The organism is Microbacterium sp. H83 (genome assembly GCF_001650405.1).
In the GTDB taxonomy this organism is placed as follows: domain Bacteria; phylum Actinomycetota; class Actinomycetes; order Actinomycetales; family Microbacteriaceae; genus Microbacterium.
In genome coordinates this window covers 29,320-53,183 of the sequence record NZ_LWCU01000005.1, presented here as the reverse complement: position 1 = coordinate 53,183, position 23,864 = coordinate 29,320, and the positions used below count along the sequence as shown (strand labels likewise).

General features: G+C 70.8%; 22 protein-coding genes. 7 read left to right on the top strand and 15 right to left on the bottom strand.

Features of this window, described 5'->3' with window-relative positions:
• The first annotated feature begins 64 nt into the window (after positions 1–64).
• A complete protein-coding gene (locus tag A4X16_RS03320) occupies positions 65–2,497 on the top strand; it encodes a CHAT domain-containing protein (protein ID WP_067116296.1) in 2,433 nt (810 codons plus the stop codon).
• Positions 2,498–2,733: 236 nt separating this feature from the next.
• Here the strand turns inward: A4X16_RS03320 and A4X16_RS03315 are convergent, their stop codons facing one another.
• Genes A4X16_RS03315 through A4X16_RS03295 form a run of 5 tightly spaced genes read right to left on the bottom strand, consistent with a single transcriptional unit; the run spans position 2,734 to position 7,202 of the window.
• A complete protein-coding gene (locus A4X16_RS03315; protein ID WP_067116293.1) occupies positions 2,734–3,510 on the bottom strand; it encodes a DeoR/GlpR family DNA-binding transcription regulator in 777 nt (258 codons plus the stop codon).
• 4 nt (positions 3,511–3,514) lie between these two features.
• Positions 3,515–4,354 carry a class II fructose-bisphosphate aldolase gene (locus A4X16_RS03310; RefSeq protein WP_067116290.1) on the bottom strand — a complete coding sequence of 280 codons (840 nt, stop codon included), beginning with the start codon at positions 4,352–4,354 and terminating at the stop codon, positions 3,515–3,517.
• Positions 4,355–4,364: 10 nt separating this feature from the next.
• Positions 4,365–5,291, bottom strand: coding sequence for a 1-phosphofructokinase family hexose kinase (locus tag A4X16_RS03305; protein WP_067116286.1), 927 nt, complete (start codon positions 5,289–5,291; stop codon positions 4,365–4,367).
• Positions 5,288–6,280 carry an ROK family protein gene (locus tag A4X16_RS03300; protein ID WP_082914248.1) on the bottom strand — a complete coding sequence of 331 codons (993 nt, stop codon included), beginning with the start codon at positions 6,278–6,280 and terminating at the stop codon, positions 5,288–5,290. Before A4X16_RS03300 ends, A4X16_RS03305 begins: the two co-directional genes overlap by 4 nt.
• A 22-nt stretch (positions 6,281–6,302) precedes the next feature.
• Positions 6,303–7,202 (bottom strand): SIS domain-containing protein, encoded by a 900-nt coding sequence (locus A4X16_RS03295; RefSeq protein ID WP_067116284.1) that lies wholly within the window; start codon positions 7,200–7,202, stop codon positions 6,303–6,305.
• 335 nt (positions 7,203–7,537) lie between these two features.
• Here A4X16_RS03295 and A4X16_RS03290 point away from each other — a divergent pair, with 335 nt between their 5' ends.
• The 4 genes from A4X16_RS03290 (at position 7,538) to A4X16_RS03275 (ending at position 11,579) form a co-directional block, all read left to right on the top strand.
• A complete protein-coding gene (locus A4X16_RS03290) occupies positions 7,538–8,785 on the top strand; it encodes an extracellular solute-binding protein (protein ID WP_067116281.1) in 1,248 nt (415 codons plus the stop codon).
• A 48-nt stretch (positions 8,786–8,833) separates the two neighbouring features.
• Positions 8,834–9,814, top strand: a complete 981-nt coding sequence (locus A4X16_RS03285; RefSeq protein ID WP_067116278.1) for a carbohydrate ABC transporter permease — start codon at positions 8,834–8,836, stop codon at positions 9,812–9,814.
• Between the two features lie 8 nt (positions 9,815–9,822).
• Positions 9,823–10,737: a carbohydrate ABC transporter permease gene (locus A4X16_RS03280; protein WP_231880259.1), complete on the top strand. Its 915-nt coding sequence runs from the start codon at positions 9,823–9,825 to the stop codon at positions 10,735–10,737.
• 68 nt (positions 10,738–10,805) lie between these two features.
• The gene (locus A4X16_RS03275; RefSeq protein WP_157559934.1) at positions 10,806–11,579 is read left to right on the top strand and encodes a hypothetical protein; all 774 of its coding nucleotides are present in this window, start codon (positions 10,806–10,808) and stop codon (positions 11,577–11,579) included.
• Positions 11,580–11,598: 19 nt separating this feature from the next.
• Here A4X16_RS03275 and A4X16_RS03270 read toward each other — a convergent pair whose 3' ends face one another.
• Both A4X16_RS03270 and A4X16_RS03265 read right to left on the bottom strand, forming a co-directional pair.
• Positions 11,599–12,789, bottom strand: coding sequence for an ROK family protein (locus A4X16_RS03270; protein WP_231880253.1), 1,191 nt, complete (start codon positions 12,787–12,789; stop codon positions 11,599–11,601).
• A gap of 111 nt (positions 12,790–12,900) precedes the next feature.
• Positions 12,901–13,200 carry a chorismate mutase gene (locus tag A4X16_RS03265; protein WP_067116274.1) on the bottom strand — a complete coding sequence of 100 codons (300 nt, stop codon included), beginning with the start codon at positions 13,198–13,200 and terminating at the stop codon, positions 12,901–12,903.
• Between the two features lie 92 nt (positions 13,201–13,292).
• Between A4X16_RS03265 and A4X16_RS03260 the strand changes: the two genes are divergently transcribed.
• On the top strand, positions 13,293–14,489 hold the full coding sequence (locus A4X16_RS03260; RefSeq protein WP_067116271.1) for an AI-2E family transporter: 1,197 nt from the start codon (positions 13,293–13,295) through the stop codon (positions 14,487–14,489).
• Between the two features lie 124 nt (positions 14,490–14,613).
• Here A4X16_RS03260 and A4X16_RS03255 read toward each other — a convergent pair whose 3' ends face one another.
• From A4X16_RS03255 to A4X16_RS03220, 8 genes are all read right to left on the bottom strand, one after another.
• A complete protein-coding gene (locus A4X16_RS03255; protein ID WP_067116268.1) occupies positions 14,614–15,537 on the bottom strand; it encodes an ABC transporter substrate-binding protein in 924 nt (307 codons plus the stop codon).
• Positions 15,538–15,587: 50 nt separating this feature from the next.
• Positions 15,588–16,364, bottom strand: a complete 777-nt coding sequence (locus A4X16_RS03250) for an ABC transporter permease (protein WP_067116265.1) — start codon at positions 16,362–16,364, stop codon at positions 15,588–15,590.
• Positions 16,361–17,041: an ABC transporter permease gene (locus tag A4X16_RS03245; protein WP_067116262.1), complete on the bottom strand. Its 681-nt coding sequence runs from the start codon at positions 17,039–17,041 to the stop codon at positions 16,361–16,363. Before A4X16_RS03245 ends, A4X16_RS03250 begins: the two co-directional genes overlap by 4 nt.
• Positions 17,038–17,925: an ABC transporter ATP-binding protein gene (locus A4X16_RS03240; RefSeq protein ID WP_067116261.1), complete on the bottom strand. Its 888-nt coding sequence runs from the start codon at positions 17,923–17,925 to the stop codon at positions 17,038–17,040. The genes A4X16_RS03245 and A4X16_RS03240 overlap by 4 nt, the downstream gene beginning before the upstream one ends.
• 54 nt (positions 17,926–17,979) lie before the next feature.
• Complete coding sequence (locus A4X16_RS03235; RefSeq protein ID WP_067116258.1) at positions 17,980–18,282, bottom strand: DUF427 domain-containing protein; 303 nt, start codon at positions 18,280–18,282, stop codon at positions 17,980–17,982.
• Positions 18,283–18,480: 198 nt separating this feature from the next.
• Positions 18,481–19,914: a dihydrolipoyl dehydrogenase family protein gene (locus A4X16_RS03230; RefSeq protein WP_067116255.1), complete on the bottom strand. Its 1,434-nt coding sequence runs from the start codon at positions 19,912–19,914 to the stop codon at positions 18,481–18,483.
• Positions 19,915–20,233: 319 nt separating this feature from the next.
• On the bottom strand, positions 20,234–21,343 hold the full coding sequence (locus A4X16_RS03225; protein ID WP_082914246.1) for a lactonase family protein: 1,110 nt from the start codon (positions 21,341–21,343) through the stop codon (positions 20,234–20,236).
• Between the two features lie 3 nt (positions 21,344–21,346).
• A complete protein-coding gene (locus A4X16_RS03220; protein WP_067116252.1) occupies positions 21,347–22,633 on the bottom strand; it encodes an adenylosuccinate synthase in 1,287 nt (428 codons plus the stop codon).
• A 208-nt stretch (positions 22,634–22,841) separates the two neighbouring features.
• Here A4X16_RS03220 and A4X16_RS03215 point away from each other — a divergent pair, with 208 nt between their 5' ends.
• Positions 22,842–23,768, top strand: coding sequence for a DMT family transporter (locus A4X16_RS03215; protein WP_082914245.1), 927 nt, complete (start codon positions 22,842–22,844; stop codon positions 23,766–23,768).
• The last annotated feature ends 96 nt before the right edge of the window (positions 23,769–23,864 follow it).

Sequence of the window (23,864 nt, the reverse complement as noted above, 5' to 3'; positions counted from 1 at the left end):
GGCGGGAGACGGCCGATCGGATGCCGGGCTTCCCTCCCGCGCCGCATCCCGGCATTCTGGGTGGATGCCCCTGTCTGCGCGCGAGCTGCATCGGCGCGGTGTCGAAGCGGCCAACTCGCGGCGGTTCGCGCAGGCGCGGCGCGCCCTCGCGTCGGCGGCCGCCCGCACGGACGACGACGACCTCCGCGCACGCATCGACGGCACCCTCTCGTACGTGCTGGCCCAGACGGGTGAGCCCGCCGAGGCCGAACGACTGTCCCGCAGCGCCCTCGCGCGCCCCGGCCTGAGCGGCGAGACCCTCGCGATCCTCCACGGACAGCTGGGAACGCTGCTCATGCACGGCGGCCGTCTCCACGAGGCCGACGAGCACCTCTCGTCGGCCATCGACGCCCTCGAGGAGGGCTCGGTCGAACAGGCCAACCTCCTGATGAGCCGGTCGATCGTGAGCATGCAGCGGCACCTCCTCGACGACTGCCGCACCGACCTCGAGCGTGCCATCGCCGCGTTCGAGGCGCACGGCCAGCAGGAGCCCCTCGCCGAGGCGCGCCACAACCTCGGGTACGCCGCGCTGCTCGCCGGCGACCTCGTCACGGCCCTGGCCCTCATGACCGGGTCCCGACCGATCCTCGCGGCCTCGAGCGACCTCGCCGCCGCGATCAGCGACCTCGATCGGGCCGAGGTGCTGCGCGACGCCGGGCTCTCGACCGAGGCGGAGGAGCTCCTCGGCGCCGTCGCCGTGCAGTTCGGCGCACAGCGCATGCGCCAGGCGCGCGGCGAGGCCGAGTTCCACCTCGCCCGCTCTCTGCTGCGCCATGATCCTCGGGCGGCCGAACGGGCGGCGGCGACCGCGTCCCGCCGGTTCGCGGACCTCGGCAGCGACGGCTGGGCCGCACGCTCCGAGGCCGTCCGCCTCGAGGCCAGGGCGCTCGCCCGACCGCAGGCGCCGCAGGACGCCGAGGCGCTCCGCCGCACCGCGCGTGCGCTCACCGCCGGCGGCTTCCGCACCGAGGCCGCGGCGCTCACGCTGACCGCCCGGCTCGCCGACGGCGGACGGATGCCGCGGCTCACCGCCGACGCCCCGACGCCGCTGCGCCTGCGCGCCCACGAGGTGCGCGCGCTCCGGGCGGCCGCGGCCGGCAGGGATGGCGAGGCCCGCCGCGCCGCCGCCGAGGGGCTGGACCTGCTCACCTCCTGGCAGCAGTCGTTCGGCGCGCTCGACCTGCAGGCGTCCGTCGCGATGCACGGCACGGAGCTGATGTTCGCCGGTCTGCGCGCGGCGGCACGGTCGCGCGACCCCGAGGTGATGTTCGAGTGGTCGGAACGCGCCCGCCACCTGAGTCAGCAGGTCGCGCCGGTGCGCCCTCCGCCCGACGACGACCTCGCCGCCGACCTCGCCGAGCTGCGGATGCTGCGCGCCGACCTCGCGGGCTCGGACTGGACGACCGATCCACGGGTGCGCGAGCTGCGCGACCGGGTGCGCGAGCGGCAGTGGTCGTCGACCGGTGCCGGCGGCAATCGCGGACGCGTGGATCTGCGGGACGCCGCCTCGCGCCTCGATGCGGACACCGCGGTGCTCGCCTACGTCTACACGCGCGCCGAGCTGCTGTGCGTCGTCGTCACGGCATCCGGCTCGTCGATCGTGACGCTGTCGTGGCCGCGGGTCGAGGCCGCCCTCGACGGCCTCCGCGCCGACCTCGACGTCGCCGCGCTCACACACGGCGGTCCCATGGCCCGGGTCGTCGCCCGCTCGCTCGACGACCGGCTGACCTCGATCGACGACGCCCTGCTCGCCCCCGTCCGCGCCGCGGCAGGCGACGCGAGCCGCCTCGTGCTCACCATCCCCGGCATCCTCGCCGGGATCCCGTGGGCCATGCTCCCCGGCATGGCCCGCACGCCGTTCACACTCGCGACCTCCGTCTCCCGGTGGCTCGCCGATCGCGATGCGCGTGCGGGCCGGTCGCCGCGCACCGCCGGGTTCGCCGCGGGGCCACGCGTGGCCAGGGCCGAGGAGGAGGTGCGCACCGCGGCCGCCGCGTGGAGCGACGCCGAGGTCCTCGTCGGCGGATCCGCCCGTGTGTCCGCCGTCACGGAGCTCGCCGAACGGGTCGACGTGCTGCACATCGCCGCCCACGGACGGCACGCCGTCGACAACCCGCTGTTCTCCGGATTCGAGCTCGTCGACGGAACGCTCTTCGGCTACGACGTCGACCTGATCCCGCACGCCCCCGAGACCGTCGTGCTCTCGGCCTGCGAGCTCGGCCGGTCGTCGGTGCGCTGGGGCGAGGAGGCTCTCGGCATGACCAGGGTCTGGCTGCACGCCGGCACGCGGTGCGTCATCGCCGCTCCCGTCGTGGTGCCCGACGACGTCGCGTGCGAGCTGCTCGGCGCGGTGCACGACGAGCTCGCGAAGGGGGCCGCTCCCGCGCTCGCCCTCGCCGCGGCATCCGACTCGACCGGTCTTCGCGCGCCGTTCCACTGCCACGGCAGCGGATTCTGACACTTTTCTCCAGTCGGTGTATCAGACCATCGGCACCGTGCTCCTTATCTGCAGAAGGTGCCATGCGGAGGGCTTCGGTGACGAAGCGCGAGGGAGGCGCAGTCGGATTCTGGGGAAAGCCTCGTGCACTGGGGAGTGTGAGGCACGACGGACACCATCTGCTCCGGGGATGTCGCGAGAGGGGTCGCGGCATCCCCATAAGGAGTTCGCCCGGCGCGTTTCGAAGCGCTCAGTCCTCAGGCGACGACGACCTCGAAGCCGGCCGCGCGCAGGTCGGCGAGGGCCGCGGCATCCGCCCCGTCGTCGGTGAGGAGCACGGGGAACAGCTCCGCGCCGCCGACGGCCGCGAAGGCGACGACCCCGATCTTGCTGCTGTCGGTGACGACGATCGCGCGGCGTGCGCGCTCGGCCATCATCCGGTTCACCGCGGCCTCCCGCTCGTCCTGCGTGCTCGCGCCGGCGGCGGCATCGATGCCGTTGACGCCGATGAACGCCACGTCGAGGCGCACGCCTCTCAGCAGCTGCTCGACGAAGGGGCCGACCAGCTCGTAGCTGCGCGAGTGGATCACGCCGCCCGTCACGACCACCTTGATGTCGGGGCGGGTCGCGAGCTGCGCGGCGATGTTGACCGCGTTCGTCACGACCGTGATGCCCGGTCCCGCCGCGAGATCGTCACGGGCGGCGAGCGCGGCCGCGATGGCCGTCGTCGTCGTGCCGCCCGACAGCCCCACCACCATGCCGGGAGTGACCAGCGCGGCGGCGGCCTGGGCGATGCTCTCCTTCTGCTGCGAGCGGAGATGGCTCTTGTACCGGATCGGCAGCTCGTACGCGACCGAGTGCGCCACGGCGCCGCCGTGCGTGCGGGTGAGCAGCCGCTGCTCGGCGAGGGAGTCGAGGTCGCGCCTCGTCGTCGCCGCCGACGCCCCGAACCGCTCGACCAGGTCGTCGACGGTCACCTCGCCGTCCGCGGCCAGCAGGTCGAGGATCGCGTGGAGTCGGGCGGCGCGCTTCATGTGCTCATCCTGCCAGCGCGAACAGGCGCAGCATCCGCGCGGCCTCGTCGGCGAGCGCCTCGCGTGCAGGGGCCAGGTACTTCCGCGAGTCGACCAGCCGATGGTCGGCGTCGAGGGCCGACCGGATCGCGCGCGTGAAGAAGCCGTTGAGGTGCGTCGAGACGTTGATCTTCGTCATCCCGGCGCGCACGGCGTCGGCGAGCACGTCGTCGGCGACGCCGGACGACCCGTGGAGGACGAGGGGCACCGCCAGCGCGTCGCGCAGCCGAGCGATCAGGGACAGGTCGAGGGAGGCGGTGCGGTCGGTCATCGCGTGCGACGATCCCACCGCGACGGCGAGGGCGTCGACGCCGGTCGCCTCGACGAAGGCGCGCGCCTCGGCGGGGTCGGTGCGGACGCCGGGAGCGTGCGCCCCGTCCTTGCCGCCGACCTCGCCGAGCTCACCCTCGACGTACACGCCCGCGGCATGTGCGCGCTCGGTCACGGCGGCGGTGAGAGCGACGTTCTCGTCGTACGGCAGCGCTCCGCCATCGAACATCACCGAGCCGAACCCGAGCCCGATCGCCTCGTCGACGAGGTCGGGACGCTCGGCATGGTCGAGGTGCACGGCGACGGGGGTCTCCGCCCGACGGGCCACCGCCAGAGTCGCGAGCGCGATCGGCTCGAGGCCCCCGTGGTAGTCGGCGCAGTTCTGCGAGATCTGCAGGATCACCGGCAGCTGCGCCTGCGCGGAGGCGCGGACGAGCGCCTCCGCGGTCTCGAGGTGGATCACGTTGAAGGCGCCGATGCCGGTGCCGCGGCGCGCGGCGTCGGTCACCAGCTCACGAGCGGGGACGAGTGTCACGGGTGTCCTCTCAGACGTCGGTGGTGCGGGGGCCGACGACGAGACGCCGCTCGAGCGTCGTCCACTCGTCGGAGATCTCGCCGGCGAGCGGCATCAGCACGGCGGCCGCCGACCATGCGGTGGCGCGGCGCAGGAGCGCCTCGGGAGACCGGATGCCGTCGGCGAGCAGGGCGGCACATGCGGCCACCGCGGCGTCTCCGGCGCCGGTCGGATTGCCCGAGAGCGCGGAGTCGAGTCGCGCGTGGACGACCTCGGACGCGGTGACGGCGAGCATCCCGTCAGCGCCGAGCGACACCAGCACGAGCTCCGCGCCGCGGTCGATCAGCGAGCGGGCGCCGTCGACGGGATCGGGTATCCCGGTGGCGTCGAGGAGTTCGGCCGCATTGGGCTTGAGGACGGATGCTCCGGCGTCCGCCGCGCGCAGAAGCGCGTCACCCGAGGTGTCGACGATCGCCGGCACACCGGCATCCCGCGCGGTGCCGATCAGCAGCGGCACGAGAGTGTCGGGGGCGCCCGGCGGCAGACTGCCCGACACCACGAGCACGCGGGCGCCGGGCAGCGCGTCGACGACCTCGCCGAACAGCGCCGCCCACTCGGCATCCGTCGGATTGATCCCGCGCTCGTTGACGACGGTCGTGTCGCCGAGGTGCTCGTCCACGATGGCGACGCTCCGGCGCGTGGCGCCCCCGACCTGGACGAGACGATGCGGAACGCCGCTCGCGGCGAGCTCGGCCGCGAGTTCGATCCCGGTGCGCCCTCCCGCGGTGGAGATCGCGAGCACCGAGGCGCCCTCGGCATGCAGGACCCTGGCGACGTTGAGGCCCTTCCCGCCGGCCCGCACCGCGCCGGCATCCGCTCGGTGCGTCTCGCCGACGGTCAGCCGGTCGACGCGCCAGGTCAGGTCGAGCGCGGGATTCGGGGTGACGGTGACGATCATGCGACCTCCCTCGCGCGGAGCGCGGCGCCGAGGATGCCGGCGTTGCCGGACAGCTCGGCCGGCACGAGGTCGGGGATGCGGTGGAAGCTCAGCCGTGCCGCCAGACGGGTCCGCAGCTCGTCGAACAGCGCTCCCCCGGCGCGGGAGAGACCGCCGCCGATGACCACGGCCTCGGGGGCGACCACCGCGGTGAGCTGTGCCAGCGACAGGGTGAGCGCGTCGAGGGCCGAGTCCCAGATGTCGGCGGCGATCGGATCGCCGGCGGCCGCGCGGGCGATCACGTCCTTCGCGCCGTCGGGCGTCACGCCGGTCGCATCGCGGTAGCGGCGGGCGATGGCTCCTGCGGAGGCTACGGCCTCGAGGCATCCGCGGGCTCCGCACGCGCAGACGGGCCCGTCGGCGATGGGCGAGTGGCCGATCTCGCCCGCGTAGCCGCCCGCCGTGTACGGCCGGCCGCCGACCAGCAGCGCCCCCGCGATGCCGGTGCCGATCACCAGCACGACCGAATTCTCATACGCGCGCGCTCCGCCGAGCACGTGTTCGGCCCAGCTCGCGGCCCGCACGTCGTGGTCGAAGGCGACGGGGAGTCCGAGCTCCGCAGCGGCCAGCTCGCGCAGCGGGGCGTTCGTCCACCCGAGGTTGCTCGCGAAGACGCCGAGTCCCGCCTCCGCGTCGACGATGCCCGGCACGACGAGGCCCGCCGCTCGCGGGGTCACGTCGGGATGAGCCGCGCGCAGCTCGCCGGCGAGCACGCCGAGACGCGCGATCAGCGCCTCGGTGCGGTCGCCGTCGGCGGTCGGCGTCGGCGTACGGCGCAGGCCGAGCGCCCTGCCGTCGGCGTCGAAGAGCGCGGACTTGATGTCGGTGCCGCCCACGTCGAAGGCCAGGACGGGCGCCCCCGGGCCGATCGCGCGCGCGGCGGCCAGCCGCTCTCCCGAGGCGTCGCGGACGACGTCGGGGATGCGCGTCGTCTCGTCGGGACTCGTCATCGGGTGCTCCGTGCGGGTCGTGTCATGCGTCCAGGATGACGGACCGGGTGAGGTTGCGGGGCTGGTCGGGGTCGAGACCGCGAGCGACGGCTCGATCGAGGGCGACGCGATGCAGCCGCACGAGGTCGGCCATCGGGTCGACCGGATGCTGCACGAAACGGGCCCCGGTCGCCTCGACCTGCTCCCTCAGCCCCTCCGGCGCCTCGCCGAACTGCCAGGTCACGCGCCCGGGCGCGGCGATCGCGATCGGACCGTGGCGGTAATCCATCGACGGATACGACTCCGTCCACGACTGCGAGGACTCGCGCAGCTTCAGAGCCGCCTCGTGCGCGAGCCCGATGGTCCAGCCGCGTCCGAGGAACGAGTACTGCTCGGCGTCGCGGAGCCCGGCGTCGTCGTCCTCCTCGCGGAGCACGGCGGCCGCATCGTCGATCGCGGTCGTGAGGTCTTCGCCCAGAGAGGCACGGAAGAGCGCGAGAGCGGTGGTGGCGAACCGCGTCTGCACGACGGACTGCTCGTCGGCGAACGGCAGCAGCGCGGCGTCATCGACGAGCGACACGAGCGGAGAGCTCGGGTCGCCGATCACGCCGACGGTGGGGATGCGCCCCTTGACGCGGTCGACGAGCTCGAGCACCTCCGTCGTGGTGCCCGACCGCGTCAGCGCGACGACGGCGTCGTAGCCGCGGTCGACGAACGCCTCCGACGCCGCGAAGGCGTCGGTCTCGCCGTGGCCGGAGGACTCGCGCAGCGCGGCATACGACTGGGCGATGAACCAGGAGGTGCCGCAGCCCACGACCGCGATGCGAGCGCCGGATGCCGGCAGAAGGGCCTGCGCGTCACGGAGGTCCGCCGCCCTCGCCCAGGTCTCGGGCTGCGAGTGCAGTTCTTCGCGCATGTGCGCGCCGGGCAGAAGTTCAGTCATGACGAGGGCCCTCCGGACCAGAAGTTGCAAGTTTGTGATTGTTTAGACACTGATTCGATCATAGTATTTCGGCATCGAGAATCTCCGCAAGGTTCTCCTTGATTTGTTTATTCTCCTGACAAATAATCGAACAAGTTTCACCCCGATCCGCCGCCCTCGGGCGCGGACTGCACCTCCGGGCCCGAACAGGCTCACCCGGTCACCGCCCGCGGAAGGCGAGGACCGCACGCACCGTCGCGTGAAGTGTTCGCGACTGTGCACGACCGCCGATCCGCTGGACGGCACCCCCGCTGCTCTGCGGAGCAGCTCCCGACACAGTGAGGAATGCACCACCTATGAAGAAGTCACTGCGATTCGGCGCGGTCGCTCTCGCGGCCACCGCCACGCTCACGCTCGCTTCGTGCGGGTTCGGAGGCTCGACCGGCGGCGACAGCGGCGACGCTGACGGCGGCACGACGCTCGACCTCCTCGTCCCGAGCTACTCCGACGCGACCAAGGGTCTGTGGGAGGACGTGATCGAGGGATTCGAGAAGGAGAACCCGGACATCACCGTCGAGCTCGAGGTGCAGTCGTGGGACAACCTCGAGAAGGTCGTCTCCACCAAGATCCAGGCGGGCGAGGCTCCCGACATCTACAACGGAGGTCCGTTCGCGGGCTTCGTCGGCGATGAGCTGCTCTACCCGGTCGAGGACGTCGTCTCGGAGGAGACGTACTCCGACTTCCAGGACGCCTTCCTCGCGAACGCCGAGGTCGACGGCACCGCCTACGCGCTGCCCCTGATCGCGTCGGCTCGCGCGCTGTTCGTCAACAACGCGCTGCTGCAGCAGGCGGGCGTCGAGGCCCCGAAGACCTGGGACGAGCTTCTGGATGCCGCGACCAAGGTGTCCGCCCTCGGCGGCGGCGTCTCCGGATACGGGATGCCGCTCGGCTCCGAGGAGGCTCAGGCCGAGGCGGCCGTGTGGCTCTGGGGCGGCGGCGGATCGTTCGGCGATGCGTCGGAGATCACGATCGACACCCCGGAGAACCTCGCCGGCGCCGAGCAGATCAAGAAGATGATCGACGCGGGCGCCACCCAGGCCGACCCGGGCTCGACGCAGCGCTCGCCCCTGATGGACATCTTCATCCAGGGCAAGATCGGCATGCAGGTGGGCCTCCCGCCGACGGTGGGCCAGATCGCCGACGGCAACCCGGAGCTCGACTACTCCATCGTCCCGATCCCCACGAAGGACGGCTCGCCCTTCACCCTGGGCGTCATGGACCAGCTGATGGCGTTCCAGAACGACGGGGACAAGCAGGAGGCGATCACGGCCTTCTTCGACTACTACTACTCCGCCGACGTGTACGTGCCGTGGGTGCAGGCCGAGGGCTTCCTGCCCGTCACCAAGTCCGGTGCCGAGCAGCTCTCGGGCGAGGAGGCGCTCGCGCCGTTCCTCGAGGTCCTGCCCGACGCGCAGTTCTACCCGTCGACGAACCCGAAGTGGTCGGCCACCGACGGCGCGTTCAAGTCGCTCTTCGGCCAGCTGCAGACGAAGCCGGCCCAGGACGTGCTCACCGAGATCCAGGCGCAGGTCGACGCGGGCTGACCCGTCGACCCTGCTGACACCACGCGACGGAAAGGTTCGGGAGTTCCCATGAGCCAGACCAGAGAATCCTCGAACCTCGCGGGGGCGGCCACCGGCCGCCCCCGCACCCCGGGCACCGCGCGCAGCGCACGGGCCTCGAGGGGTCGGCCCGGCGGGAAGGACCTGCTCCAGGCCCTCCCCTGGATCGCCCCCGCACTCCTCCTCATCATCGGCGTCGTGCTGTTCCCCGCCGGAGTCATGTTCTTCAACTCCACGCGCGACATCTCGCTGTCCGGGCTCGACAAGGGGTCGGTCGGCTTCGACAACTTCGTGACGGTCTTCACGTTCGCGGAGTTCTGGCCGATCCTGTTCCGCACGATCGTCTGGGTCGTCGTGGTCGTCGGGTTCACCGTGATCATCTCGCTGGGACTCGCTCAGATCCTCAACAAGGCGTTCCCCGGGCGTCAGATCGTGCGCATGGCGGTGATCGTGCCCTGGGCGGCATCCGTCGTGATGACGACGATGGTCTTCTACTACAGCCTCGAGCCGTACTTCGGGGTGTTCAACAAGTTCCTCTACGACATCGGACTCTCCGACGACGCCGTGGGGTACGGCTGGACGAAGAATCCGGCCACCGCGTTCGCCTGGTCGATCGTGATCGCGATCTTCGTCTCACTCCCCTTCACGACCTACACGATCCTCGCCGGACTCCAGACGGTGCCCTCCGACACCCTCGAGGCCGCGAAGATGGACGGCGCCGGCGCGATGCGCACGTACTGGACGATCATCCTGCCCCAGCTGCGCAGCGCCCTCGCGGTCGCCGTGCTCATCAACATCATCAACGTCTTCAACTCGCTGCCGATCCTCAAGGTCATGACCGGCTCGATCCCCGGCTACGGGGCCGACACGATCATGACGATGATCTTCAAGTACATCGAGCTGCAGAAGAAGGTCGACGTCGCGAGCGCGCTGTCCGTCGTCGCCTTCCTCATCGTGATCGTGATCGTCGCGATCTACGTCAAGGCCGTCAAGCCCATGAAGGAGGTCTGATCGTGACCATGACCGAGACCGCCCTCGTCACCACCGCGGGGGACGACGCCGCCCCCCGCATCCCGGGACGCACGCGCCGCTACACGGAGGACCAGGTCACGCTGCCGCGGGTGATCCTGCGCACCGCCGCCGGCATCCTGGTGCTCGCGATCTTCGTGCTGCCGTACGTGATCATGTTCTTCGGCTCCGTGAAGACGAAGCCGCAGATCCGATCCGTCGACCCGACCTACCTGCCGATCGAATGGCACTGGGAGAACTACATCTCGATGTGGTCGACCCCCGAGACGCCTCTGCCCTACAACCTCGTCTCGACCATCGTCATCGCGGTCTTCGCGACGCTCCTCGTGCTGCTGGTCTCCCTGCCCGCGGCGTACTACACGGCGCGGTTCAAGTTCCCCGGGCGCATGGTGTTCCTGTTCCTCGTGATCGTCACGCAGATGCTGCAGCCCGCCGTACTGACGTCGGGCCTTTTCCGCCAGTTCACGGTGCTGGGACTCGGCGACACCTGGGCGGCGATGATTTTCATCAACGCGGCGTTCAACCTGTCGTTCGCGGTGTGGATCATGCACTCCTTCTTCGCCGGCATCCCGAAGGAGGTCGACGAGGCCGCCCAGATCGACGGCGCCGGGCGCTTCACCGTGCTCTTCAAGATCAACCTGCCGCTCGTGTGGCCCGGCATCGTGACCGCGATCGTCTTCACGTTCGTCGCGTGCTGGAACGAGTTCGCGGCCTCGCTCGTGATCCTGTCGACCGACAAGAACCAGCCCCTCTCCGTCGCCCTGACGAAGTTCGTCGGGCAGTACGAGACCAGCTGGCAGTATGTGTTCGGCGTCTCGATCGTCGCGATCCTGCCCGTCGTCATCCTGTTCATGCTCATCGAGAAGCGTCTCGTCGGAGGTCTCACGGCCGGCAGCGTGAAGTAGGTCGTCGGCTCGGCGCCGGAGACGTCCGCACGAGTGGTAGACAGGTCGCAGACGACCGAGGGGGATCGATGCGTGCTGGACGCGGAATCATGCTGGCCGGGGGGATCGCGGCGCTCGCGATCGCACTGAGCGGATGCGGGGCTGCGAGCGACGGGCCGACGGCCGACGCCACTCCCACGCCGACCGTGACGGCCGAGGCGGTCGCCGTGGATCTCTCTGCGGAGCCGATCTCGGGCGTGGGACCCACGTGGCCGCATCCGGGAGTCCCCTTCCCCGTCCCCGAGGGCGCGCGCTCCGTGACCCTCGACGTCGAGTGCACCGGCGGCGAGCGTTTCGAGATCGGTGTGTTGACCGCGATGTCGCTCGACAACGTGCAGCTCGCGCGCACCTGCACCGGCCTCCAGTCCCTGGACTGGCCGGTGGCGAAGAGCGCGTCGCCCACTCTGTACATCTGGGTGCCCGATGGCGTCGCCTGGACCGTGACCCCGCACTTCTCCGCCGACGAGTTCGAGACCGACGAGACGATCGCCGCCGAATGCGCGGCCTTCGGCGAGATCTACAGCGCCCTGATGAACGCCGATCAGGGCTATGGGACCTATCAGGCGTTCGGCCTCGACGAATGGACCGCGCGCGTCGATGCCGCGGCCGCCGACCTCGACGAGCTCGCCGCGTCGTCCGAGACGAGCATGGCGCCGGGGTTCACCCAGCTGCTGGAGATGATGCGCAGCCCGGAGCGGATCCCCGGTGAGATCTCGACCGGCGTGATCCTGAACGACCTCATCGGCGACGCCTGCGGCGTCAATCACACCCCGATGGTGGTCAACGCCGAGTTCGGCGGCTGACCCGGGATGCAACGCGTGATCAGGCGCGGGGAACGGATGCGGCGCGCAGCTGCGCCGGACTCCACCTGACCCCGAGCGCACTGGACAGCGCCACCTGGGCGACACCCGTCGCGATCGAGGCATCGGCGTCCGCGAAGCGGACCGGCACGTTCGCCGTGCCCGTGGCGGTGTAGTCCATCTCGTCCTGCACGAGGCGGAGGAAGCGGTCCCCGAGAACGCGCGCAGGGCCGCCGATCACGACCTCGGCCGCATCGAGCACCGCCGCGATGAGCTTGATCGTGCGCGCCAGGGCTCGCGCTCCCTCGGCCAGCCGGTCTACGTCGGCCGCAGCGGCGAGCGCCGCGATCGCCTCGTCGTCGAGGGAGTCGTCGAACCCGTCCCCGAGCATGGCGGTCATGGACGACGCCGACTCGAGGCATCCCCGTCGACCGCAGCGGCACACCCGCGCATGCTCCCCGAACTGCACCTGCACATGCCCGATCTCCCCCGCCCGGTCGCGAGGCCCCGGTGCGAGCTCGCCGTCGAGCGTGACGGCGGCGCCGATCCCGGTCCCGATGTGGATGAACAGCCGGTAGCCCGACGGCTCGTCCTCGGTCGCGGACTCGGCGATCGCCTCGGCATCCACGTCGTTGACGAGCAGCACCGGCGCCTTCACCAGCGCCTCGAGTCGATCGGCGAGGGCGACGTCCGTCCACCCCAGCTGCACGCTCTCGAACACACGGCGCCCGTCGGTGGTACCGGGGATCTGGATGCCGGCGATCAGCAGGCGGTCGACGTATGCCGCGGCGATGTCGGCGACGGCCTCCTCGAGCGTCCGATCCCTGGTGCCCTCGCTGTAGGCGATACGGCGCGAGGCGACCTCCGTGCCGTCGAGCGCGACCAGGGCGATCCGCGCATCCGTGGGTCGGAGGACCATCACGAGGATGAGGTGGTGCTCGGCGTCGATGGTCAGCGTCGTCGCCCTCTTGCCTCCGGTGCTCCGAGCCTGGGCTCCGTCGACGATGAGCCGGCTGTCGATCAGCTCTGCGACCAGCGACGATGCCGTGGCGGCGGTGAGTCCCGTCGCGCGGGAGATGCCCGCGCGCGTCTCGACTCCCGGGCTGCGGAACACCAGCTGCAGCGCTCGACGGAGGTTGGCCCGCCGGACGGAGGACTGGGTGTCATGGGCGTCGTCGCCGTTCAGCATGCGGTTCCCGAGGTCGGATTCCATTGACAGACCGGTACGTCGTGCGTACTCTCGGTCATAGTTTATTCAATAAACTTAGTTCGGCCCCCGGGCGAGCGAGTGCTGCACACACCGTCGCTCGCCCGGAAGGCCGGCTCATCGGCCCTCTGCGGCTTCCGTGTGGTGACGGATCACCTCGGCGACCACGAAGTTGAACCACTTCTCCGCGAACTCGGGGTCGAGATGCGCGACCTCCGCGAGGGCGCGCAGCCGCGCGACCTGCTGCTCCTCGCGGCCCGGGTCGGACGCCGGCATCTCGTGCGCGGCCTTGAGGTGACCCACCTGCTGCGTGGCGCGGAATCGCTCGGCGAGCATGAAGATGAGGGCGGCGTCGATGTTGTCGATGCTGGCGCGCAGTCGGAGGAGTTCAGCCCGGGGATCTTCGGCGGCGGTCATGCCCCCTACTCTACGGAAACGCGGGTCGCCGTCGTCCGATGCGTCGACGATCGCCCCGGTGCCGCAGACGGCGCGGACGCTATCGTGAGCACATGAGCGAAGAAGAGCAGTCCGAGGACTCCTCACTGCCGGATGCCGCTGCCACGCCGCCGTTCGCGGGGCAGACGGCTGCGGTCGAGACCGAGCATGCGGCCGCGCCGCGCCCGGTGATCATCGAGCCGATGACGCCCAGCCGCTCGTTCTGGACGCGGATCGATCGTCCCTTCGTGTTCGGCTTCCTGCTCACGCTCGGCGGGCTGGCGGCCGTGGTGCTGGGCCTGGCCTTCACGAGCCTGTCGACCGTGCTGATCTACATCGCGCTCGCCCTGTTCGCCGCACTGGGCCTCGACCCGTCCGTGCGCTTCCTGGAGCGCCGCGGCCTCTCCCGGGCCCTGTCGGTCGTCGTCGTCATCCTCGGACTCATCGTCGTCGTCGGTCTGATCCTCTGGATGGTGCTGCCGATCGTCATCGACCAGATCGCGAGCTTCGTCCGATCCGTGCCCGGCATGATCCAGGAGTTCACGCGCTCCGACATCTACGCGACCCTCGACGACCAGTTCGGCGACCAGTTCCAGGACCTCGTCGCCGACGTCCAGAAGTTCCTCGTCGACCCGGGCAACATCGCGGCGATCGGGGGCGGTGCCCTGCAGATCGGCGCCTCGATCGCAAACGCCATCTCCGGCGTGATCGTCGTGCTCGTGCTCACGCTGTACTTCCTCGCGACGCTGCCGGCGATGAAGACGGGCCTGCTGCGTCTCGCCCCGGCTCGCGATCGAGCCCGCGCCGCCGACATCACCGACCAGATCACGGACTCGGTCGGCGGCTACGTGATGGGCATGGTTGTGCTCGCCTTCTGCAACGCCGTGCTCGCGTTCCTCCTCTACCTGTTCCTCGATCTGCCGTTCCCGCCGCTGATGGCCACGGTGGCGTTCTGCATCACGCTCATCCCGCTGGTCGGATCCGTGATCTTCTGGATCATCGGCACGAGCCTCGCGCTGTTCACGAACCCGATCGCCGCGCTGATCTTCGCGATCGTGTACCTCGTGTACATGCAGATCGAGGCCTACGTCATCACTCCGCGCGTGATGAACAAGGCGGTGGCGGTGCCGGGATCGCTCGTCGTGATCGGCGCCCTCGCCGGCGGCACGCTGCTCGGCCTCCTCGGCGCGCTCGTCGCGGTGCCGGTCGCGGCCTCCATCCTGATCATCGTCAAGCAGGTCTGGATCCCCAGGCAGGACGCGCGGGTCTAGCGCGCGCGGCCTCGCCGACGACCGGAACGCACGCCCGCGGGGCGGCCGGAACGCACGGCCTGAGGCGGCCGAAACGCAGAGATGCCCGGGTCCGCAGACCCGGGCATCTCCCTGTTCTCGCGACTCAGACGAGGTCGTTGTCCTCGAGCCACTTCTTCGCGATGTCCTCCGACGACTGCTGGTCGACGGTGCTCAGCACGTTGAGCGAGACGAGCTCCTCCGCCGTGAGCTTGGCGCTGATCGCGTTGAGCACGTCGGCGACGTCGTCGGCGATCTCGCTCGAGACGATCGGCACCACGTTCGACGAGATGATCAGGTTCTCCGGGTCCTCGAGAGCGACGATGTCCTCGGTCTCGAAGGCCGGGTCGGCGGTGTAGATGTCCGCGACCTGGATCTCGCCGGCGAGCAGCGACTCGAGCGTCGTCGGGCCGGTGGCAGAGAACGCGAGGTCGACGCCGTAGACCTCCTTGGCGGCGGCCGGGCTGTACGGACGCTGCTCGAACTCGGGGGCCGCGCCGATCGTGACCGGCGACGTGACCTTCGAGAGGTCGCCGATGGTGGTCAGGTCGTTCTCCTCGGCGAAGCTCTTCAGTACCGTGTAGGAGTCCTGGTCGGACGCCTCGGCGAAGTCGAGCGCCGTGAGGCTCTCGGGCAGTGCCTCCTGCAGGGCCGCGAAGACGTCCTCCGGGCTCGTGACGTCGACCTCGTCCTCCGAGATGTACTCGAGCAGGCTGCCCGTGTACTCGGGGAAGACGTCGATGTCGCCGGACTCGACGTCCGGCATGTACGCGTCGCGCTGGCCGATGCTGAACTGACGGTCGACCGTGTGCCCGTCGGCCTCGAGCGCCTGGGCGTAGATCTCGGCAATGATCTCGTTGGAGTAGTACGCCTGCGAGCCGACGACGATCGTGTCGCCGCCGCCCGAGCTCTCACCCGAGTCGGCCGGCTCGCCGAGCGACTCGCTCGATCCGCAGGCCGTCAGGGCGAGTGCCGCCGCGGCGACGAGACCGACGGCGAAGACGGAGCGCTTGCCTCGTGCTGTGAACATGGGACTTCCTCTTCTCTGGGGGGACTTCTGGGACTGCGTGTGCTGTGGACTCAGGCTGTGGCGGGCTCGGGCGTCGAGCCGTGCTCCGAGGCGTGCTCGGACGTGGAGGGTTCGGCCGCGGGTGCGAGGGCGCGTGCGCGACGGCCGGAGGAACGGCCGCCCGTGCGCAGGCCTCTCGGCACGGCCAGGTGCTGGGCGACGCCGAGCAGCAGGTCGACCAGCAGCGCGAGCACGGCGACGAGGATCGCGCCCGCGACCACCTGGTCGAAGCGCTGGAGCGGGATGCCCTGGATGATCGGGTAGCCGAGTCCGCCGAGTCCGACGTAGGCGGCGATCGTGACGGTCGCGATGACCTGCAGCAGAGCCGCACGGAGGCCGCCGACGAGCAGCGGGAGGCCGAGCGGCACCTCGACCTTCCAGAAGACCTGCCAGCCCGTCATCCCCATGGCCTTCGCGGCATCGATCACCCGACGGTCGATCGCCTCGAGGCCCGTGTACGCCCCGGCGAGGAGCGACGGGATCGCCAGCAGCACGAACGTCGTGATGGCGGCCTCGGGGATGCGCAGCACGCCGAGCAGCAGCACGAGCAGGATCATCAGGCCGAAGGCCGGGACCGCGCGCGCCGCACCCGACACCGCCACCGCGATCTCGCGTCCCTTGCCGGTGTGGCCGATGAGCCAGCCGAGCGGGACCGCGATGACCGCCGCGATCACGACCGAGATCGCCGTGAGGGTCAGGTGCTCGCCCAGCAGCTTCGGCAGCGCGTAGTTGCCGGTCCACTGGGCCGGGGCGATCATCCAGGCGAAGGCCTCGAGGAAGAGGTTCATGCGGGAGCCCCCACGGCGACCGGCTGGGCTGCGGTCGTCTTCGTCGCGGCACGGGTCCAGGGCATGAGCGCCCGGCCGGCGAGCAGGAGCAGCAGGTCGATCACGAGCGCGATCACGACGACGGCGATGATGCCGGCGAACACCTCGGCGATGATCCGGCGGTCGAGGCCGTTCGTGAAGAGGTATCCCAGGTTCCTGATGCCGATGAGGATGCCGACGGTCGCCAGCGAGATGGTGCTCACCGCGGTGACCCGGAGACTGGCCAGGATCACGGGACCGGCGAGCGGGAACTCGACCGCCCAGAAGCGTCGGAAGGACCCGAAGCCGGTGGCCGTCGCCGCCTGGCGGATGTCGTCGTCGACGGAGTCGAGACCGTCGGACACCCCGCGCACGAGGATCGCGATCGCGTAGATCGTCAGCGCGACGATGAGGTTGGCCTCGCTGCGCGGGGAGTACCCGACGACCGACGGCAGCAGGATCAGGAGCGCCAGCGAGGGGATCGTGTAGAGGAGGCCGGTGAGCACGATGATCGGCCCGCGCACGAGGCGGAATCGCCACGCCACCCACCCGAGCGGCAGCGACAGCACGAAGCCGAGCACGATCGGGATGATGCTCTGGCGCAGGTGCACGGGCGTCAGCTCGAGGATGAGGTCGAGGTTGTCCGTGACCCAGTTCACGTGAGTCCGCCCTGGACGGCGCCCAGCGCCGCCGCATCCGGACCCGCCAGCGGCCCGTCGGACCTCTCCGCGCCCGCCACGATCGCGCCCTGCGTGCGCCCCTCGGAATCGACGACGACGGTGCCGTTCGGCGTCTCCTTCAGGTGCAGCGCGCGACGACCGCGGTCGGCGCCGATGAACGACGCCACGAAGTCGTCCGCCGGGTTCTCGATGATCTCGCTCGGGCTGCCGACCTGCACGACCCGGGCGCCCTTGTCGAGGATCACGACCTGGTCGCCGAGCAGGAACGCCTCGTCGATGTCGTGCGTGACGAAGACGACGGTCTTGTCGAGCTCGCGCTGCAGGCGCAGGGTCTCCTGCTGCAGGTCGGCGCGGACGATCGGGTCCACCGCGCCGAACGGCTCGTCCATCAGGAGGATGTTGGGGTCGGCGGCGAGTCCGCGCGCCACGCCCACGCGCTGCTGCTGACCACCGGACAGCTGGCTGGGATACCGCTCGGCGAGCGACTGGTCGAGGCCGACCGTGCCGAGCAGCTCACGCGCGCGCTCGTGCGCCGCGGCCTTCTTGACCCCGGTCAGACGCAGCACCGTGGCGACGTTGTCGATGACGGTGAAGTGCGGCATCAGCCCGGAGTTCTGCATCACGTACCCGATGCGGCGGCGCAGCTGCACCGGGTCGCCGCCGAGCACGTCCTCGCCGTCGATCTCGACCTCGCCGGAGGTCGGCTCGACCATGCGGTTGATCATGCGCAGCAGCGTGGTCTTGCCGCAGCCGGACGACCCGACGAACACGGTGGTCTTGCGCGACGGCAGCACGAGGCTGAAGTCGTTCACGGCGAGGGTGCCGTCGGGGAACCGCTTCGTGACGTTGCGGAACTCGATCATGGGCGCGTCTCCAGACGGTGGGGCGGCTCGAAGCGGGGCTGAGGCGGCCGACGGCTACGGTGTGACGTCGACGCCGGGCGCGAAGGCCACGTAGCCGGAGAAGTCCTTGCCGACGCGGTCGAAGGCGCTCGGGTAGGGGTTCGGGTAGGACCAGGCGAGATCCTTGTGCACGCCCTGGCCGTCGTCGATGGAGTAGTACTGGCACACGCCCTTCCAGGGACACGTGTACGGGGTGGGGCTCTCGACGAGCGCACCGGGCGCGACGGATGCCGGAGGGAAGTACCAGTTCCCCTCGATCTCGATGAGATCCTTCTCATCGGCCTCGGCGATGACGGTTCCTGCGAGTACAGCCTTCATGGTCCTGCCTCCTCGGTGGGTTCGAGCGTATAAGAGGTGTCCGACATCGGCCGAACACTTGCGCTCGAGGGTGTCAATGTGGGAAACAATCCGTCCCCGAGCGCGCCGGACGCGTCCGAGTCGGTGATGGGTGTTCGGAGCGGATGCGGGATCGGATGGCGCCGCGCGCCCTCCCTCCCGGCATCCCGCCCCGAATGGTCATGCGGACTGCCGCCCGTAGCCCTCGAGCAGTCGCAGCCAGACCTCGCTGACGGTCGGGTAGGCCGGGACCGCGTGCCACAGCCGCGACAGGGGGACCTCGCCGACGATCGCGACGGTGGCGGTCTGCACGAGCTCGGCGACCTCGGGTCCGACGAACGTCGCTCCCAGGATCACGTCCCGATCCGCGTCGATCACGAGTCGCGCCTGACCGTCGAAGCCGTCCTCGTACAGACTCGCCCCCGCGACCCCGCCGAGGTCGTAGTCCACGACCGCGACCTCGTGACCGGCCTCGCGCGCGGCGGCCTCGGTCAGGCCGACGGAGGCGACCTCGGGAATCGAGAACGTCACCTGCGGCGCGCCGGCGTGGTCGGCGGTCGCGACATGGCGACCCCACGGAGCATCGTCGACGTCGTCGCCCTTCGCGCGGGCGGCGATCACGTCGCCGGCGGCGCGCCCCTGGTACTTGCCCTGGTGCGTCAGCAGCACCCGGCCGTTGACGTCGCCGACCGCGTACAGCCAGTCCGACCCCGGGACGCGCATCGTGTCGTCGACCTCGATCCACCGTCCGGGCTCGAGCCCGACCGCGTCGAGACCGATGTCGCCGCTGCGGGGCGACCGGCCGGTCGCGGCGAGCACCTCGGCGGCCGTGATCGTCGAGCCGTCGTCGAGGACGATCTCGACCCCGCCGTCCGTGCGCGTCACGCTCGTCGTGCCGGTGTCGGTGCGCACGTCGACGCCGAGCTCCTTCAGCCCGGCGGCCACCCGCTCTCCGGCGAACGGCTCCATCGACCCGAGCAGGCCGCTGCGGGCGATCAGCGTCACCGTCGAGCCGAGCGCCGCGTAGGCGGTGGCCATCTCGACCGCGACGACGCCGCCGCCGATCACGGCGAGCGACTCGGGCAGCTCCTCGGCGCTCGTGGCCTCGCGACTGGTCCAGGGCGACGCCTCGCGCAGACCGTCGATCGGCGGGATGACGGCATCCGATCCCGTGCTCACGGCGACGGCGTGCCGGGCGCGGAGCACACGCGTGCCGCCGTCGGCATCCGTCACCGTCACCTCGCGCTCGCCGGAGAGCCGCCCGTGGCCGCGAGCCAGGTCGATGCCCGCCGAGTCGAGCCACTTCACCTGGCCGTCGTCCGACCAGTTGCTCGTGAAGCCGTCGCGGCGATCGAAGACGGCGCGCACGTCGAGCGTCCCGGTCACCGCCTCCTTGGCGCCGGCCACGTGCTGCGCGGCACGCAGCGCCTGGGCCGAGCGGAGCAGCGCCTTCGACGGCATGCAGGCCCAGTACGAGCACTCGCCGCCGACGAGCTCGCTCTCCACGATGATCGCGGTCAGCCCGCCCTGCACGGCGCGGTCCGCGACGTTCTCGCCGACCGGACCTCCGCCCAGCACGATCAGGTCGTATTCGTCGGTCTTCTCAGCAGTCATCGCGTCGCACCTCTCCGTCGTCCAGTCTTGCCTATCAGCAACGTCGAGTCACGGGTGTGTTGTTCCGCGGGGATGCGGCCGGGCGGGTCGGCTCTCCGGCGGTGCCGGTTCATGACTCCGGAGATCCTGCGGCGAAACGGTGCCGACGAGGGGCGGGCGGCCGTTTCGGGGCCGGATCTCCGGAGTTGTGAACGCAGCGCGGTTCACAACTCAGCACGGAGGGCGTTGGACGAGCCCGGAAAGCGGTTGTCCGCGCCGCGGCCGGGCATCCATGCTGAATCGTGAACCGCGGGCATCCGATCCCGGTCGCGCCGACGCGTCAGCGGACGAGCAGGAAGTGCGTCGGCGTCGGCGCGGGAGCCTGATGGCGGATGCCGAGCGGCGCGCCCGTCCGCTCGTCGAGGTCGAGCAGCGCGATCGTCTCGGACCGCTGCCCGGCGACCAGCAGCTTGCCCTCGTGCACCAGATGGTGCCGGGGCCAGTCGACTCCCGAGTCGGCGAGCGCGAACGGCTCGAGGCCCTCGCCCGCACCCCGCACCCGCAGCGCGGCGATCGTGTTGCTCCCGCGCAGCGCGGTGTACAGGAACTGCCCGTCACGGCTCCGCGCGAGCTCGGCGGGGGAGTCGGTCCCGATCTCGGCGATCGGGCTCGACAGCACCGAGGAGACGACGGCCCAGGTCCCGTCGCGGCCCGCGGCGAGCGTGAACACCTCGCACGAGTACTCCGTCACGACGTGGAGGTGGCCGCTCGGGTGCACCACCATGTGGCGCGGTCCGGTGCCCTGCGGCAGGACGACCTCGTGGTCGAGCGCGAGGCCTGCGGGGCCGGGCCGCCAGATCCGCACGAGGTCGAACCCCAGGTCGGTGGTCGCGATGCGTCCGTCGCGGAGGAATGCGGCGGCATGGGCGTGCGAGGTCCGCTCGTCGCCGGATGCGGTCCGCGATCCGGTGTACGGGTCGGATGCCGCGGCGGCGACACCCGCGGGCGCCGACGTCTCGAGGGGTTCGCCGAGGAGCGCCGCACGAAGCTCGGCGGCCTTGTTGGCGGCATCCGGGATCAGTCGCCCGTCGGCGTCGACGCCGATGCGCACGACGCGCCCGTCGCCGTAGCAGCTCGCGACGACGAAGTCGCCGCGCGGCGAGACCGCCACGTGGCAGACGGAGTCCCCCGCCTCGACCGGCTCGCCCAGAGGACGCAGCGTCGATTCGCCGGTGCGCACGAAGGCCTGCACTACGGCATCCCCCTCGAGCGCCGCGTAGACGACGTCGAGAGCGGGGTGCTGCGCGAGCCACGACGGGGACGGCGTCCGGGTGACGGCGCCGCGGTACGAGAGCGCCGTCGGCGCGCCCTCGTCGCCGGCGAGCAGGCCGATGCCCTCAGCGGTCCCGTCCATCGGGGCGCCGTAGCCGCCGAGCCAGAATCGGGTCACGGCTCAGTCGAGGAGGTCGTGGCGCACGACGACCTGGTCGCGCTCCGGTCCGACGCCGATCACCGAGATGCGCGTGTTGCTCATCGACTCGAGCGCGAGCACGTAGTGCTGCGCGTTCTTCGGCAGATCGTCGAACGTCCGCGCCGTCGAGATGTCCTCCGACCAGCCGGGGAAGTACTCGAGGACGGGCGTCGCGTGATGGAAGTCGGTCTGGTTGACGGGCACCTCGTCGAAGCGCTCGCCGTCGACGTCGTAGGCGACGCACACCGGGATCTGCTCGAGCCCGGTGAGGATGTCGAGCTTCGTCAGCACGAGATCGGTGATGCCGTTGACCCTGGTGGCGTAGCGCGTGATGGGGGCGTCGTACCAGCCGACCCGGCGAGGGCGTCCGGTGGTGGTGCCGAACTCGAAGCCGCGGGAGCGCAGCCATTCGCCGCTCTCGTCGAACAGCTCCGTGGGGAACGGACCGGATCCGACGCGGGTCGTGTAGGCCTTGACGATGCCGACGATGCGGTCGAGAGCGCCGGGACCGACGCCGGAGCCGGATGCCGCCCCCGCCGCCGTCGCGGTCGACGACGTGACGAAGGGGTAGGTGCCGTGGTCGATGTCGAGCATGGTCGCCTGACCGCCCTCGAACACGACGACCTCGCCGCGGTCGAGCGCCTCGGCGATGAGGTAGCCGGTGTCGGCGACCATCGGCCGCAGGCGCTCGGCGTAGGAGAGGAGCTCCTCGACGATCTCGTCGACGGTGACCGCACGACGGTTGAAGACCTTCACCAGCAGGTGGTTCTTCTGGTCGAGGGCGCCCTCGACCTTCTGACGCAGGATGTTCTCGTCGAAGAGGTCCTGCACGCGGATGCCGACGCGGTTGATCTTGTCGGCGTACGCCGGCCCGATGCCGCGACCGGTGGTGCCGATGTTGCGCTTGCCCAGGAAGCGCTCGGTGACCTTGTCGAGCGTGCGGTGGTATTGGGTGATGATGTGCGCGTTGGCGCTCACCTTGAGGCGGGAGACGTCGATGCCGCGGGCGCCGAGCGCCTCGAGCTCGTGGAACAGCACCTCGAGGTCGATCACGACGCCGTTGCCGATGACCGGCGTCACGCCGGGCGAGAGGATGCCGGAGGGGAGCAGGTGCAGCGCGTACTTCTCGTTGCCGACCACGACCGTGTGCCCGGCGTTGTTGCCGCCGTTGAACTTCACGACCCAGTCGGTGCGCTCGCCGAGCAGGTCGGTGGCCTTGCCCTTGCCCTCATCGCCCCACTGGACGCCGACGATAACGATTCCTGGCATGGGTGTCCCCCTTGCTGTCGCCGGGTTTGCACCGGCTGATGAGCTGGCCCTCTGCGGGCAGGTCCATCCTATCGAAGGGCGGTTTCGGGGCCGTTTCCGCCGCTCGCGACGCTCGCACACCGGGTGCGCCGGATGCTGACCGGAATACAACGGATGCTGACGCTTCTGCGCATCGCGCGATGTCGGTGGCAGGTGCCACCATCGGAGGATGCCGAAGACCGATCGCACCATGAGCGCCGCCACCGCGGACGCGCCGCGCCGCCAGGGGCCGCTCGTCCTCGTCGCCGCCCTCGTCACGGTCGTCCTCTGGGCCTCGGCGTTCATCGGCATCCGTGGGGCGGGCCCGCACTTCGACCCCGGCGCACTCGCGCTGCTGCGCATGGCCGTGGGCAGTGCGGTGCTCGCGATCATCGCGATGCGACACGGCATCCGTCTTCCCGAGCGCCGGCACTGGCGGCTCGTCGCCGTGTGGGGCGTCGGCTGGTTCTGCGTGTACAACCTCGCGCTCAACGCGGCCGAGCGCACGCTCGACGCCGGCACCGCGGCGATGGTCGTGAACCTCGCACCGCTCATGGTCGTGGTCTTCAGCGGCCTCTTCCTGCGCGAGGGCTTCCCCCAGCCGCTGCTCGTCGGGGCGCCGATCGCGTTCCTCGGCGTCGTGCTGATCGGCATGAACTCCTCGACCACTGCCGGCCCCGACATCACCGGCCTGCTGCTCGCGCTGCTCGCCGCCGTCATGTACGCCGGATGCACGCTGCTGCAGAAGCACCTGCTGAGCGCCGGTTCCGACGCGACGACGCTCACCTTCCTCGGCGCCGTGACCGGGACGGTCGCGCTGCTGCCGTGGTCGGGCAGCCTCGTCGGCGCGCTGCAGACGGCGCCCCTCGATGCGACGCTGTGGGTGGTCTACCTCGGGATCTTCCCCACGGCGATCGCCTTCACGACCTGGGCGTACGTGCTGCAGCGCAGCACCGCAGGCCAGACCTCGGCGACCACCTACGTGGTGCCGGCCATCGCGATCCTGATGTCGTGGGCGATCCTGGGGGAGGTGCCGACGCTGCTCATGTTCGTCGGGGGCGCACTGTGCCTGCTCGGCGTGCTCGTCACCCGCATGCGCTGGGGCCGTCGCGCCTGACGACCCGTGTCGCGAGTCGTGCGGGGTCAGGAAAGCAGCGCGCACGGCACTCTCCGATGCGTTCCTGACCCCGCACCACGCCGAAGGTGCGTTCCT

Bases quoted from the DNA above. Each gene is read 5' to 3' on its own strand.
- A4X16_RS03250 (WP_067116265.1), bottom strand. From the start codon at position 16,364: ATGAACCTCTTCCTCGAGGCCTTCGCCTGGATGATCGCCCCGGCCCAG.
- A4X16_RS03220 (WP_067116252.1), bottom strand. From the start codon at position 22,633: ATGCCAGGAATCGTTATCGTCGGCGTCCAGTGGGGCGATGAGGGCAAG.
- A4X16_RS03275 (WP_157559934.1), top strand. From the start codon at position 10,806: ATGCGTGCTGGACGCGGAATCATGCTGGCCGGGGGGATCGCGGCGCTC.
- A4X16_RS03280 (WP_231880259.1), top strand. From the start codon at position 9,823: ATGACCGAGACCGCCCTCGTCACCACCGCGGGGGACGACGCCGCCCCC.
- A4X16_RS03270 (WP_231880253.1), bottom strand. From the start codon at position 12,789: ATGGAATCCGACCTCGGGAACCGCATGCTGAACGGCGACGACGCCCAT.
- A4X16_RS03240 (WP_067116261.1), bottom strand. From the start codon at position 17,925: ATGATCGAGTTCCGCAACGTCACGAAGCGGTTCCCCGACGGCACCCTC.
- A4X16_RS03215 (WP_082914245.1), top strand. From the start codon at position 22,842: ATGCCGAAGACCGATCGCACCATGAGCGCCGCCACCGCGGACGCGCCG.
- A4X16_RS03315 (WP_067116293.1), bottom strand. From the start codon at position 3,510: ATGAAGCGCGCCGCCCGACTCCACGCGATCCTCGACCTGCTGGCCGCG.
- A4X16_RS03320 (WP_067116296.1), top strand. From the start codon at position 65: ATGCCCCTGTCTGCGCGCGAGCTGCATCGGCGCGGTGTCGAAGCGGCC.
- A4X16_RS03255 (WP_067116268.1), bottom strand. From the start codon at position 15,537: ATGTTCACAGCACGAGGCAAGCGCTCCGTCTTCGCCGTCGGTCTCGTC.
- A4X16_RS03260 (WP_067116271.1), top strand. From the start codon at position 13,293: ATGAGCGAAGAAGAGCAGTCCGAGGACTCCTCACTGCCGGATGCCGCT.
- A4X16_RS03290 (WP_067116281.1), top strand. From the start codon at position 7,538: ATGAAGAAGTCACTGCGATTCGGCGCGGTCGCTCTCGCGGCCACCGCC.
- A4X16_RS03235 (WP_067116258.1), bottom strand. From the start codon at position 18,282: ATGAAGGCTGTACTCGCAGGAACCGTCATCGCCGAGGCCGATGAGAAG.
- A4X16_RS03300 (WP_082914248.1), bottom strand. From the start codon at position 6,280: ATGACGAGTCCCGACGAGACGACGCGCATCCCCGACGTCGTCCGCGAC.
- A4X16_RS03230 (WP_067116255.1), bottom strand. From the start codon at position 19,914: ATGACTGCTGAGAAGACCGACGAATACGACCTGATCGTGCTGGGCGGA.
- A4X16_RS03305 (WP_067116286.1), bottom strand. From the start codon at position 5,291: ATGATCGTCACCGTCACCCCGAATCCCGCGCTCGACCTGACCTGGCGC.
- A4X16_RS03295 (WP_067116284.1), bottom strand. From the start codon at position 7,202: ATGACTGAACTTCTGCCCGGCGCGCACATGCGCGAAGAACTGCACTCG.
- A4X16_RS03265 (WP_067116274.1), bottom strand. From the start codon at position 13,200: ATGACCGCCGCCGAAGATCCCCGGGCTGAACTCCTCCGACTGCGCGCC.
- A4X16_RS03285 (WP_067116278.1), top strand. From the start codon at position 8,834: ATGAGCCAGACCAGAGAATCCTCGAACCTCGCGGGGGCGGCCACCGGC.